Annotated in this window: 14 protein-coding genes; all 14 read left to right on the top strand. The window is 44.6% G+C overall.

Annotated elements, in window-relative coordinates; translation table 11 throughout:
• The first annotated feature begins 19 nt into the window (after positions 1 to 19).
• A complete protein-coding gene (locus JNUCC21_RS20445; RefSeq protein ID WP_369878445.1) occupies positions 20 to 7,051 on the top strand; it encodes a DNRLRE domain-containing protein in 7,032 nt (2,343 codons plus the stop codon).
• Positions 7,052 to 7,054: 3 nt separating this feature from the next.
• Positions 7,055 to 7,462, top strand: a complete 408-nt coding sequence (locus tag JNUCC21_RS20440) for a hypothetical protein (RefSeq protein WP_101670258.1) — start codon at positions 7,055 to 7,057, stop codon at positions 7,460 to 7,462.
• 84 nt (positions 7,463 to 7,546) lie between these two features.
• A complete protein-coding gene (locus JNUCC21_RS20435; RefSeq protein ID WP_369878444.1) occupies positions 7,547 to 8,026 on the top strand; it encodes a hypothetical protein in 480 nt (159 codons plus the stop codon).
• Positions 8,027 to 8,068: 42 nt separating this feature from the next.
• A complete protein-coding gene (locus JNUCC21_RS20430) occupies positions 8,069 to 8,896 on the top strand; it encodes a hypothetical protein (RefSeq protein ID WP_265972622.1) in 828 nt (275 codons plus the stop codon).
• 45 nt (positions 8,897 to 8,941) lie between these two features.
• Positions 8,942 to 9,451 carry a reverse transcriptase gene (locus JNUCC21_RS20425; RefSeq protein WP_072589728.1) on the top strand — a complete coding sequence of 170 codons (510 nt, stop codon included), beginning with the start codon at positions 8,942 to 8,944 and terminating at the stop codon, positions 9,449 to 9,451.
• Complete coding sequence (locus tag JNUCC21_RS20420; RefSeq protein WP_044802380.1) at positions 9,433 to 10,038, top strand: hypothetical protein; 606 nt, start codon at positions 9,433 to 9,435, stop codon at positions 10,036 to 10,038. The genes JNUCC21_RS20425 and JNUCC21_RS20420 overlap by 19 nt, the downstream gene beginning before the upstream one ends.
• 1 nt (position 10,039) lies before the next feature.
• Positions 10,040 to 10,885, top strand: coding sequence for a DNA-binding protein (locus JNUCC21_RS20415; protein ID WP_369878443.1), 846 nt, complete (start codon positions 10,040 to 10,042; stop codon positions 10,883 to 10,885).
• A gap of 1 nt (position 10,886) precedes the next feature.
• Complete coding sequence (locus JNUCC21_RS20410; protein WP_369878442.1) at positions 10,887 to 11,252, top strand: YxiJ family protein; 366 nt, start codon at positions 10,887 to 10,889, stop codon at positions 11,250 to 11,252.
• A 16-nt stretch (positions 11,253 to 11,268) separates the two neighbouring features.
• Complete coding sequence (locus tag JNUCC21_RS20405) at positions 11,269 to 11,511, top strand: DNA-binding protein (protein ID WP_150941516.1); 243 nt, start codon at positions 11,269 to 11,271, stop codon at positions 11,509 to 11,511.
• 29 nt (positions 11,512 to 11,540) lie between these two features.
• Positions 11,541 to 12,413, top strand: a complete 873-nt coding sequence (locus JNUCC21_RS20400; RefSeq protein ID WP_369878441.1) for a hypothetical protein — start codon at positions 11,541 to 11,543, stop codon at positions 12,411 to 12,413.
• 62 nt (positions 12,414 to 12,475) lie between these two features.
• Positions 12,476 to 12,949 carry a DUF2716 domain-containing protein gene (locus tag JNUCC21_RS20395; protein WP_150941514.1) on the top strand — a complete coding sequence of 158 codons (474 nt, stop codon included), beginning with the start codon at positions 12,476 to 12,478 and terminating at the stop codon, positions 12,947 to 12,949.
• Positions 12,950 to 12,998: 49 nt separating this feature from the next.
• Positions 12,999 to 13,364: an SMI1/KNR4 family protein gene (locus JNUCC21_RS20390; RefSeq protein ID WP_150941513.1), complete on the top strand. Its 366-nt coding sequence runs from the start codon at positions 12,999 to 13,001 to the stop codon at positions 13,362 to 13,364.
• Entirely contained in the window at positions 13,351 to 13,686 is a 336-nt protein-coding gene (locus JNUCC21_RS20385) for a hypothetical protein (protein ID WP_150941512.1), read from the top strand. Before JNUCC21_RS20390 ends, JNUCC21_RS20385 begins: the two co-directional genes overlap by 14 nt.
• Positions 13,667 to 14,041, top strand: coding sequence for a hypothetical protein (locus tag JNUCC21_RS20380; RefSeq protein ID WP_132106600.1), 375 nt, complete (start codon positions 13,667 to 13,669; stop codon positions 14,039 to 14,041). Before JNUCC21_RS20385 ends, JNUCC21_RS20380 begins: the two co-directional genes overlap by 20 nt.
• Positions 14,042 to 14,076: the final 35 nt, after the last annotated feature.

Raw genomic sequence — 14,076 nt, 5'->3', positions numbered from 1 at the left:
AAAAGAAGGAGGAGAACCTATGAAAATAGGAAAAAAGAACAAGTGGAAAAAATGGCTGGCCGGCACTCTTGCGGCAACGCTGATGATTTCCATTGCGCCTGCCGATGTGTTTGCGGCAGAAACGCGTGAAAAACAAGATCAAGCGAAAACCGCAGCCATTCCGGCCGCAGACCCGGAAAAAGATCTTCCGGCGGAAAAAGCATCTGAGCAGATGCCTTTTGATCAAAAAGATATCAATCAAGACGGTGAGATCACGTCTGAAAGAACTGAGAATTCAAAGCTTTACTATGAAGGCGAGGGTGTGTACAAACAGGAAATCTACACAGACCCCATTCATACGAAAGAAACCGCCAATGCGGACTGGGAAGACGTTTCTCCTGAATTGAAAACCGGATCAAAGGAAGTCGGGACGGAAAATACAGTGCTGAATTCCGATTTTCTGAAGCAAATGAAAAACGGATTATACGCCACATTTGAACATGATGATCATAAGCTCACATACTCATTAACCGGCGCAAAAGGCCCCGATCAGGCTGCAATTACTCCGACAGATGCCTCAGCAAAAGTAAGGGAAGACAGCAACGAGCTTACGTATCAGCAAGTGTTTCCTGCAATTGATTTACAAACCTACACATTTAACGAAAACATAAAAGAAGACCTTGTGCTTCACAAATATGAAGGCTACAATTCCTTCACCTTTCAAATCAAAACCGACCTTCAGGCTAAAGAACAGGAAGACGGCTCTATCGCGTTTTCTGATGATAAAGACAATGTCGTCTACACCGTGCCGAAGCCCTTTATGACCGACTCAGATCTCGACGAAAAGTCAGGTGAAGTCAGCAGGTCAGAAGATGTCAGCTTCAAGCTTGAAAAAAACAGCGAAGGCTACTTGCTCCATGTAACGGCCGATGAAAAATGGCTGAAAGATCCCAAGCGGGTTTATCCGGTATCTATTGACCCTTCAACATCAGTATCTGTGTCATCCGATACCTTTGTCATGAGCGCGTACCCGACGACAAACTACTCTGCCGCTTCGCAGAAATGGGACGCCGGATTGAAAGCGTACGTGCTGAAAACTGGATATTATGACGGCACAACCGGAACGAACTACGCTTTTATGAAGTTTGATAATCTAAAGCCGATCAAAAACATGACGGTGACGAAAGCGACGCTCAAAGCGTACACAGCCCACTCCTATTACGGATCAAAAGCGACGGGGCTTTGGCTCGACACCGTTAACAGCAATTACGACAATGCCAAGATTACGTGGAAGAACAAGCCGGGCTCCAAAAACATCGGCAAAGCCGAGGTCTATAAAGGCCAATGGGCAAGCTTCGATGTCACCTCCGCAGTCAAGTCGTGGAACAGCGGCGGCGCCAATTACGGCTTTAAGCTTCACACAAACGGAAACGGAAAAGAGTATTGGAAGAAGCTGATGTCCTCAGCAAACTCTGCTAAAAAACCATACATTGAAGTGACATACACGATTCCGAAGGCGGACACGCCGTCTGTCAAAGCGTATCATAACGGAGATTCGACAGGATTTTTCAATATCAGCTGGAAAAAAGCTGAAGGCGCCAAAAGCTATAAAGTCTGGCTTTATAACGGGAAAGAATATCAGGCCATTCCGGTCGGCAATGCAACCTCTTGGAGCACAAAAGGAAAAAACATCTGGCCGACAAAAGCGGAAATCGACTCCGGCAAATATAAGCTGCATACAGACGGAAAAGGCGGAAGTGAATTAGCGCTTAATCCTTCGCCGGTCTATAAAAACGCCGGCGGCAGCTATCCGGCAAGTAAAAATTACTGGGTCGCGGTCAGCGCGGTGTTTGACCAGGGAGAAGGCGCCATGTCTGCGGCCGCCAAGCCCGTCATTCCGAATATTGGAAGAGTTCAGAAACCGAGCACGAAAGGCTTTAATAACAACAACGCCACAGGCTGGTTTGATCTTTCCTGGAAAGCCGTATCAGGCGCAGCCGGGTATAAAATGCAAGTCTTTAACGGCAAAGGCTTTGAAACGCTTGACCTCGGAAATAAAACATCCTGGTCCACAAAAGATCAAAACATCTGGCCGACAAAGGCGGAAATCAGCGCCGGAAAATATGCGCTTCACCTGAAAGACAAAAAAGGTGCGGAATTGCCGATCAACCCAGGCCCCGTTTATAAAAACGCCGGCGGAGATGCGAACCGGAAAACCTACGGATTTAAAGTCATTGCTTATAACAAAGACGGAGAAGCGATCGCCTCACCGGAAGCGAGTCCGGCGCTGCCTGATATCGCAAAGCCGAAAAACCTGACAGGCTATGTCTATACGAACACGAAATCGAGCCAAACGGGTTATGTCAATCTCATATGGGATAAAGTCAAAAACGCCAAAGGCTACAAAATCAACATCTACAACGGAAAAGACTATCAATCATTCGATGTCGGGGATACCGATCATTGGACGACCCAAAACAAACACATCTGGCCTTCAGCCGATGAAGTGAAAGCGGGAAGATTCCAGCTTCACACGGACGGAAAGGGCGGCGAACTGGCGCTTGACCCTTCACCTGTTTACGAAAACGCAAACGGCAATTACAAAGGGAAGAAGAACTATTCCTTCACGCTGACCGCCTATGACGCAAACGGTGACAGCATACCGACGGCACCTTTTAACCCTGTTTTCCATGAAGGGGCGGAATTCCTCGGAACGGAAGAATTCTGGTCTATTATCGACATTCCGGACGGACAGCTGAACGGCGCGACGGGAAATGTCATCGTCAATGAGGAAGATATGTCAATCGACGGACGCGGGCCGGGGCTCGGGCTCTCCCGGACCTTCAACAGCCTTGACAGCTCTGACCATATGTTCGGCCAAGGCTGGTATGCCGATGCGGAAACGTCGATCCTTTCTGAAGACGGCAGAGCCGTTTATATTGATGAGGACGCGACAACACATGTCTTCACGAAAAAATCTGACGGCACGTATCAGCCGCCGACGGGCGTTTATCTCGAACTGACGGAAACAAGCGACCAATTTGTATTAAAAACAAAAGATCAGACGAACGCTTATTTCAGCAAAAAAGGCGGCAAGCTCCAAAAAATCGTTGACGGACACAACAACACAACCGTATACGAATATAACGACAGCAATCAGCTGACCGCCATAACAGACGCATCAGGGCGCAAGCTGACATTTACCTATGATGAAAACGGCCATGTCACATCTCTTACAGGGCCGAAAAACAAAAAGATTTCATATTCATATGACAAAGACCTTCTCAAAAAGGTGACGGATACTGACGGCAGCGTCACAAGCTACGACTATGATGCCGAAGGGCGCCTCGTCAAGCAGTATTCCGCAAACAGCACGGATGATAAACCGCTGTTCACTGAATACCAATACAGCGGCCACCGTCTGGCCAAAGCCGTCAATGCGAAAAAAGAAACGTACGACTACAGCTATGACGCGGACAAAAAAACGCTGCTCATGACGCAGCCGAACGGCCGCAAAGTGCAGTACGGCTATAACGAAGCGGGCAACCCGATTCAGATGATCGATGATGCCGAAGGGCTGAAAATCACGACCAGCACCGTATACGAAGGCAACAACGTCATTCAGGACACCGATCCGAACGACGCGGATGCGGGCAAAGCGACAGAAAGCTATCAATATGATAAAGACGGCAACGTCACAGCCGTAAAAGACAACTACGGCACCGAAACGTATCAGTACAACAAAAACAATGACGTAACGAAAATGAAGGACACCGAGGGGAACATCACTGATATTGCGTACGACGGACTTGATGCCGTTTCTGAGACGGATCAAAGCGGAAAATCCTCATCCGCCGCCGTGTATGACAAGTACGGAAATCTCATTCAATCAAGCAAAGAGCTGGCAGCTTCGGCAAGTCTGCTGAAAGACGGCAGCTTTGAAGGAACAAAGCTTGGCTGGAATCTCACCGCTACGAGAGACAGCGGAAGCATCGCATCTGTAAAAGCAAGAAGCGGCGCGCTGTCCGGACAAAAAGCACTGGAGATCTCCTCACAATCCGCTTCAGCCGGAACGGAGCACGGCCATGCGTCCGCAACGCAGGAAGTGCAGCTTGAGCCGAATACGACGTATACACTCAGCGGCCAGATCAAAACGGATCTGACAAAGGCAAGAGCGTATTTCAACATTGATCTGCGTGACAAAGACCAAAAACGCATTCAATGGATTCACAATGAATCAGGCGCATTAGCCGGAAAGAATGACTGGACGAAACGGCAGATCACCTTTACAACACCGGCCAATGCAGGAAAAGCCATCGTCTATATGGAAGTGGATCATAACGACAAGGACGGTAAAGGAAAAGCGTGGTTTGATCAGGTTCAGCTGGAAAAAGGCGAAGTCTCTTCAAGCTATAACCCGGTGCAAAACAGCAGTTTCACGGCCAAAACAGACGGATGGAGCACAAGCGGAGCCGCCGCTGACCTTGATGAAGGCTTCGATGATGACAGCTCATTAAAAGCGTTCCGCACAAATGCATCACAAGCCAATGCGGCCGCAAAACAAACCGTTACATTAGGCCAAAGCGCGGACGATAAGCCGGTATATATCACGCTGACGGGGATGTCCAAGGCTGACGGCGTAAAATTTACGAACGACAATGATTACGCGCTTCAGGCTAACGTCACTTATGCGGACGGCACAACGGGCGTCTACACCGCCAAATTCCCGCAGGGGACACAGGAATGGAACCGGGCGGCGGCAGTCATTCCGAAAACAAAGCCGATCAATAAAATCGAACTCAGCATTCTGTTCCAAAAAAGCGCCACAGGAACGGCGTGGTTTGATGATATCCGTTTAATCGAAGGAAGCATCCTGACGAAAAACACCTATGACGAAAAAGGAAACTACGTCACAAAAGAAGAAGACGAACTAGGGTATGCAAGCACTGCTTCATATGACGAGACTGGAAAGAAAATGTCTGAAACCGACGCGAAAGGCGAAACAACCGCCTACGAATACGATCAGGCCGACCAGCTGACAAAGCTGACCTTGTCAAACGGCACATCCATCCTTCACAGCTATGACAAGGAAGGAAATGAGCTGACAAAAACGATTCGGGCCGGCGCGGACCAGACCTATCAATATGAATATGACGTCATGGGCAAGCTCGTCAAAACAACCGACCCGCTCGGCAATGTACTGAAGAGTGAATATGACGCCAACAGCAACTTGACGAAAACCGTTTCCGCCAACGGCAATGAAGTGTCGCTGACCTATGACGGCACCGACCGGGTTAAGTCAAAAGCGTATAACGGCACTGAAAAATACAACTTTACCTATGACAAAAACGGCAATGAAACGTCGGTCACAAACAAAGAACAAAATACAACGAAAAAACGCACCTTTGACAACAACAACCGCCTGACCGAATTAACCGACCGCGGCGGCAGCCAAAGCTGGACGTATCCGGCTGATTCGGATAAGCTGAAAACTTTCTCATGGAGCCACGGCGGCCAAAAAGGAACAAACAGCTTTACGTACAACAAACTTGATCAAATGATTGAAATGAAAGACGGCACTTCAGCCTATACATTTGATTACGATGAAAACGGCAATGTCCAGACATTCATCAGCGGCAATGAAGTCGGCACGAGTTTTTCATATGATGAGCGGAATCTCGTCAGCTCTCTTCATATCGGAGCGAAAAACGGCGGCAGCATCTTCCGGGAAAGCTATGAATATGACGCCAACGGCAACCGCACGGTCATCGACAGCTCAGCGGGCGGAAAGGTGCAGTACGAATACGGCAAGCTCAACCAGCTCGTCAAAGAAACTCATGAAGACGGCACCGTCATTCAATATACGTACGACGGCTTCGGCAACCGGACAAACGTCACCACCACAAAGGACGGCGCAAGCAAATCAGTCAACGCATCCTTCAACATCATGAATCAGCTGACGAAGGTGAATGACGAAGACCTGTCCTATGATAAAAACGGCAACCGCACATCCGACGGCAAATTCACATATACGTGGGACGCGGAAGACAACCTGACCGCCGTAACAAAAAAAGGCGAAGACAAGCCGTTCGCAACATACAAATACGATGAAAAAGGAAACAGAATCCAAAAAACCGTCAACGGAAACGTCACGAACTACTTCTACGACGGAGACAGCTTGAATGTCCTGTATGAAACAGACGCCGACAACAACGTCACAAAATCATACACGTACGGTGACAGCGGCCAGCTGTTATCCTATACAAAGAACGGCAAGAAATATTTCTATCACTACAACGCACACGGCGACGTCATCGCCATCACAGACAGCATCGGAAAAACCGTTGCCGAATATCAATACGATGCATGGGGAAATCCGATAAAAACCGAAGCGAGCGACGAAGTAAATGACAACCGCTACCGCTACGCAGGCTACCAATACGACGAAGAAACCGGTCTATACTATCTCATGGCCCGCTACTACGAACCAAGAAACGGCGTATTCCTATCACTCGACCCAGACCCGGGCAGCGACGGCGATTCACTGGATCAGAATGGGTATACTTATGGAAACAACAACCCAGTGATGAACGTCGATCCGGATGGGCATTGGGTGTGGATGGTAGCAGGAGCTTTAATTGGCGGAATTTCATCTTATAAAGCAGCAAAAGCAAAGGGGGCAAGAGGTTGGAGGTTAGTTGGATCTGTAGCCTTAGGTGCTGCTGGCGGAGCAATCGGAGGAAACTATCTACGAGTAGGACGTACTCTATATAAGGCTGGAAAATTATCTAAAACGTATTGGAACGCTAGAAAAGTTGCAAAAGCAAACAAAGGTGTAATTAAAAGAGCTAGAAATAAAAAAGGTTGGGTAGTTACTACTAAAAAACATACAGTAAGATTAATGGGAAGGAATTCAGGACAAAGGAAAAGACCTTATTATCGAATGAGTCATCATAAAAAAGGGGCCATGAACGCAAAGGGACACTATTCAAATAAACAAGCTGAGACTCATATTAAATTAAGATGGCATTCATATAGAAATATCAATAAAAGATTACGTAAGGGGAGATAAACGATGTACAAAACAATAAATGAATGGGTAGATTACATAGATGGGGGGTGCGCTGTCCTTCATTTTGATTTTCAAGTGTTTAAAAAAGAACTTTCACTTAAGATTCAGGTCGTTGAAAATAAAGCCGAATATACGCATAACATTCTTTTTCAAAATGTAGCATCTGTTTATTTTAGTGCAGATATTGGTGATATGAGATTAGAAAAAATAGATCCTGAAGAATACAATTGGCAAGTATTTGAGATGAGTTACCACCCGGAAGGAATCGGAAATCTATCAAATGCTGTAATTCCTGAGTATCAATCAAATGCTAATTTTCTCATTGACATGAACAGAATGCTGATTGCTGTAGAAGCTGAAACAGTTCGCTTTGATGATCAATCATTTTATGCGTATCATTCGAAATCATAAATAAACAAATAAGAGAGGTTCCCTGCCTCTCTTTTCTTACAAACAAAACCGCTTTTACGCGGGAAACCGTTCGCGGAGGTAAACATGAGCAGCCCTTTAAATATACAAAAAGAATCATTGAAGGCTATAGGGAATCTGGATGTGATTAATCCGCTGAAATACAACTCGATATATTCATGTGATCTAGTGAGTAAAGATACTTTTTCTCAATTAATGAATGACTTAGAATTCGAGACCGTTCTAATAGAAGTAATGGCATTTCCTTCTTTTATTGAAGAATGGAAGAAGAAGGTTGAAAAGAAAATGATACATATGAATACTGTATCGAAAAAGTTCATTCATATTGAATGTGCCCTAACCAAAGAAGAATTGATGGCAGATCACTTATTAGATGAATTATATTTTTTAGCATCGATCAATGACTTTGTTGTTATAATAGCAAATCCTGCCAAAAATAAGTCCTATATGAACCTGAACACTCAAAAGGTTGATGTAACTACTGAAAATAATGAAAAAATCATTTGGTTTGAATACGATGCAGCAGATTTATATATCATTGATTAATTTAATATAAATTTCAGGTTCCTAATCAACGGAGTGTTGCTGATGTTAGAACTTACCGCGGAGCGTGTTGGGTCATATGAAAGGGAAAATATCATTTATTTCAATGCGGGTCGGGATGATCAAGTGTTTATTGTGTCCGTGCACGATCACAAAGTAATATTGGAGGTTATGAAAGGCAGCTCTCTTTTAATCAAAAAAGAGTTACACGGATTTTCTGAAGATGCCCATTTCTATCTGGTTGATTCGTATGATAACACAATCGTTATCGTTTACCTGGAAAATCATACGTGTCAATTAGCCGTATACTGCGTAAACAGTAATAAAATCAATCCGATTTGTTCTTTTCTATTAAGCGCCAATGTATTTCATCTGGGTGAGGATGGATTATTATGGATCGGATTAACGGACGAGGGTATGTATGATGAGAGAAATCCTCAAGGAAAAGCGATATTTGCTTTTCATGCAGAAGACAGAACGTTTTATTTTGAAGACGATTTTAAAGAAATGATGCATGAATGCTATGCCGTACAATCGATCAAATCTGATTTGTATGTATGTTTCGAGGGAGAGGATTGCTGTGTCATCGGGCATTATCAGATTGGACGGGATAGAATTCGTACTGTTGCAGAATATGTGCTGGACGGCGATCAATACTCCTATTGTGATCAGCTATCCGTTTCGAAAAAAAGGGTGCTGCTGATTCAGAGTCACGAGGATACCCTATTTACATTTCATGAAGAGCACAAAGGCTTATCAGAGACTGACGTCATGATACACGGTATTGATAGAAAAGGAGAAACAACGTACAGAGCCGTCCAGGACCGCATTTTTATCTTTAGTGATAACGATTTATATCTGGTAAAGTATTGATACTTCTGTGCAAAATGAAAGTATCCTGTAAGGAAGTGCTCAGTGATGAGAGAAAAGTTAATTGACAAGCTTGAGGAAAACAAAAGGCATTTTTTAATGAAACAGGTGCGTGCCTCGTTAAGATCTTGTGAAGAATCAGGGTTTGTTTATCAATTAGCTGAGGCAGAACAAAGCAGGCAGATATTTGAGACTATATTATCGAATTCTTTCCCAAGTGCAGTGCGTGAAGTTGATATAAGCGACAGGGAGACAGCTATATCGCTTATTTTAGAAAACATTGCGGACACGGGGGTTGAACGGATGAATGATATTGTTTATCTGTTTCATCCGTATAGTGATGAAGTCGGCGCTATCAAATGTGCGCTGAAGGATTGTGCATGTCATCTGCACTGTCTCATGGATTTTATAGATTTTGAAGGCCGGCTGCTTTCTAACAGCTTTATTTTAGTTGAGCCGTCCTTCTCATTTGCTATCTGTTTATTTCACACAGAATACGGCTGTGAGCTTGTGTATAAACCGCTGAAAAGAGGTTCAAAATGCATCCCTTTTTTATAAAAAACACAAAGGAATCGGCGGTTTTTCAATCCCAAATATATTCCTTATTTCATGAAAACAAAACGTTGCCCGAACAAGTATTTAAACAACGAAAACATTATTATCTATTCGAAGAATTCCACTGGGTCTTGTCTGAAGAAGGCTGGGAGATGCTCAAAAGTTTGGCGCATCATCATCACGATGATTTTATCTTAATGGCTGTTCTGGCACAACTGGATGATATGAATCGGTTTTACGAGGAATTCGGTTATTTTAACTGGTTAAAGATTCCTTTATATATAACCAAAGATGAATATCTTTCAATCTTAACTGATTATCCAAAGTACAGTAAAAATGACAGCATAATGAATATTGCATCCCGCGTCGTATGGGCTTCACCGACTTTAAAGTGGGCGATTTACGGAGAGAGAGAATTTGAAATTTGTATTTTAGGCATTGATCAGGAGATTGCGGGAAAAACGTTAGAATCATGGAGGCTGTTAGATGATCATGTTTTAGACTGGATATCAGTTGTATTCCCGGATCAGACTGTTCCGGATGAATTTCAAAAAAAGCTCACCACGCATTATAAATACAAGGGGCAATGACATGAAAATAAAAATGAACAAGATACACGATGAATCAGTAAAAGGATGTTTTTGTCACTTTGACAACTGCGGACGTCAGTATCTTGGTCAGCATCAGAATGACGGGCTTTCGTTTACGATCATCGACGAATCCGGCGCTACCCGAGTGCTTCATATCGATGAACAAATCCCGTATGAGGATATTATGCTGTTCCAACAGAGTTCGGCTGACTGGTATCTGTTGATTTTCTTTGAATCGCATGAGTATAAAGTGAAAGTATTTTCAGCAGAAGGAACTGAACAAAGTGCATTTTCTCTGCCTTCAGGGGTTTCATGCAGTCTTTTGGATGAAAAACAAAACCTGTGGATCGGTTTAAGTGATGAAGGTATTTATAGTGATGAAAATCCTGAAGGGCACAGTGTGCTGTGCTTCACTTTAGACGGGCAGCTAAAGAAAACTCACATTGATCAGCAGCTTTCAGAAATGTATGCGCCCGCGGCAGATGACTGCCATGCACTTGCAGAAAAAAATGGACTGATCTACATGCTGTATTATTCATATACAGTCATTGCTGCGTTTGATGAAACCGACGTGAAACGAGTGTGGATTATTTCTGATAAAGCATGTTCAGGGGTTTACGATCAGCTTGCGATTTCAGGTGACGGGTTTTGGATATGCAAAGATGATCATTCACTGTCCCTCATTCCGGCTGATGTCAGTCTGCCGGTGCAAGAGATAACGTGCTGTGATGCGGATGGTGATGAGCTTTCCGGGCATCAGCTGAAGCTGACTGGCAATGCCATTTACGCGGTCTCGAATTCGGGGATTTATAAGCGGGATATCAGTAATTGGAAAGCGTCAAAATGAGATGATGAAATCCAACAGATATTCTTTAAATGATGACGTCATCCGAAACCTGAAATTACACAAAAAAGAATTAGAGGGGCCGCTGCCTTCAGATACAGGGAGATTCGAAGAAGACTTTGAGGGGGTCGCCTGCTCTGGGGATTTTTATGAATACTTCGCGCTTATCTGCGGCGGCTTAGATTTTGTTTTGGCGAATAAACAAATGCCTGCGAGGCAGCGTAAAGCCTTATATAAATCCTTTTTTGAGCTGTATCCTCAATATGCGCAGCTGAAAAATGCTTTAACGGATTATCCGGAGCTCAGCCGGGAAATCGGGCGGCACGAACGGGCCCGGAGGCTGTTAGTCAGCATTTTAAACAAGAAATGAAAGGCAGGATTCTGACGTGACAGAACCTACAAGAGCAGAATGTCTGAAGAAGGCTGGTCTGATCCTGAACGGTCAAGCGGCGAGAGAAGAAGTGTCGGATTGGGCGTGCGAGTACGTGGCTGCAGATGATCCGGCGGTTGAGGACGAAACCGTTTGGGAGATGCTCGTATATTTGAGCGGGTTTGATCTGAAAGATTCGCCTGATTCGTATCTGCATACGATAGAAGAATTAAAAGATTGGATGCAGGGATATAGGTAACCGGAAATACATGAAGAAAGGGTGCGTTCATGTCGGAATTAGTCTTTACAAGAATCAATACAAAAATAAACATAAGCGGCCCAATCATTCTGTCCATGAATGCAGCGGAACTCATCGTACTGGCTCAGGAAAAAGTGCGGAAAGAAGAATATATCAACCACATTTTCATATTCCGGAACGGTGATGGACATTTACGTCATCGCTATCAAATTCAAACCTCAATGAATATAATCGGAGTTCAAAAATCGGGGGATTTATTTTTGTTTCTTATTCATAAGGACTATGAAGATGGGGTGGTTCAGGAAGATCCGAATATTTATATATGGCACCCGCTCAAAGGGTTTTATCATTCGCTCTACGGGGGCCGTTATATCCAGTCAATGACAGTCGATTCTGCGAATAATTTGTGGCTGGGCTACGATGAAGCGGGAATATTTTCTTGCCTGGACGACGATATCAGTTCAAAAGGCGTGGCCCGCTTTCCCTTTGAAGACGGAACTTGGAAATCTTGCAGTGATACTTTCCGTACGGCTCCGCACCTTATTGATCATTTTTATGGGGCGTATGCACAAAAAGATGCCATGTATCTTCATTATCGTACGCTTGGTGAAGATTATATTCGGAAGGTCGATTTGCAAGGCGAAACGTTAAGCTTTCATAGGGCAGACTTTGACTTTAGTGCACAATTCAAGAAAGATTCATCATATTATTTTTTGATTCGGAATCAAGCTTCGTGCCAAATTGACAAAGCGCTAAAATTTCATAACATGACAAAACAGGCTGGGGAATATCAGCTCACTGATAAAATCTCAAGAAAACCTCTCCGTTTTACGCAAGTGGCTGCTTATCAAGATAAGGCTGCGGGGATTGATGAGAGCAACAGGCTTTACTTGCTGAGCTGACAGGCGGCTTTTAAAAAAGGAAGGGCAGAGGTGAAACGTTGAAACTGCGGGAGGAGTAATACATGAATTGGCACTGTTTGAGTGAAGAGGAGACAGAGCGCTTGTGGCGCAGGGTAAATCGCGCAGTGAAATGGAAATCGGGCAGTATATTTGCTTCTATAAAACCTCCAAAACCGTTTCAGATCTTTGATGTATCTCAAGGATTCAATGATGAAAAAGGGCGTATCGGCTTTCTGGAAGATGCAGAGGTGCAGTTACTAAAGGCACTTCAATCTTGTACCTTAAAGCAAGAGTTTATATATGCGCTGGACTGGCAGCATGAATGTTATCTATTTAATCCTCATGCGCCAATTGATAAAGATGAACTCGGTGAATGGCTGGTCTCCGTTATTCCAAACGGAGACTATTGTTTCTTTATTCATCAGGACTTCCAGTGGGGGCTGCTAGGGGATCCGCGGCAGCAAACCATTACGGTTTTTGGCTCACCGCTAATAAGGGCGATAGAAAGAAACGCTCCTGTCTTATTTCAAAAGTGAATGCCGCTTGCGAATGAATCTCATGTTTTTACGGGGGAGGAATAACAGGATGACAGAAGAAGAGTTCAGGGCTGCGGAAAAAAGCTTGAGAGCGTCTTTTCCGAAAGCGTATAAACGGCTGCTTCATAAAAAGAACCCTGCGGAGATCGGAGAGTGGATTTTTTTCCCTATCCGTGAACAAAGCCGCTTACAGAAAACCTGGGATGATGTGATCAGGCAAAACAGTGTATGCAGAGAAGAGAACATGCCTGACGATTTGATCGTAATTGCCGACAACGGAACCGGGGATAAGCTGTGCTTGAAAAAGACGGACAGCGTAATGGAGGAGACTGTTTATCTGTGGGATCATGAGACTGCCGATGTTGAGTTGTATGCCGCTTCTATAGGAGAATTTATAGAAAATGAAAAAGAATAAGTGGCTGATTCAAGAGCTTTTAGAATTCCGCCTTTTCCGGGAACGAGAGATTTCTGTAATTGAGTTGGTGTTTTCCTTCGAGTATGAACATCAGCTCATTTGTTTGAGGCTCATATGCAAAGACGTTTCTTCCGTTCAAATAAAAGAAATGGAGAGTCATGCTGCTGGTTCAGGCATTGTAACAATTGATCCTGCTGCTGACGGAGATGAGGGACAGCATTTTCTCGTGGAGGAGTGGGAGAACCAAACGTTCCGCTTTTATTGCCGTCAATATGAAGCAGCTGAAAAGAAGGAGGCACAAAATGGAATGGCACAAACATGAGAAAGCAGTTCTGCTGGGGCCGGATTCGCCGGGTTGTTTTGAATTGACGGAGTTTACGTTCTATACCGGGTATAACGAGTTTTATGATAAAATCCCGGTGTTTGAGCTGAAGCTGACTGATGGACAGTATGATGCCGTGCTGCGGTTTGAAGGTGTGAGGGCTGCCCGGCTGGATGATCTTGAAAGCATCACCGACATCCATCTGGATATCAGCCCGGTCGACGGCGGCTGGGAATCAATCCGCTACTATGTCGATGACGGGGAAGGAAGTATGAGCTTTTATTGCGCCAAATGGGTCGTGCTTGACATGAAGAAAAAGCAGTCCCCCGAATGGCCCGGCAAAACGTCAGGGTAAAGCGGCGGCATTTCGCGTATAATGAGGGGAGCCGG

This window comes from Bacillus sp. JNUCC-21, from assembly GCF_041222765.1.
Lineage (GTDB): Bacteria > Bacillota > Bacilli > Bacillales > Bacillaceae > Bacillus > Bacillus velezensis.
This window is presented reverse-complemented; position numbering and strand designations above follow the sequence as displayed.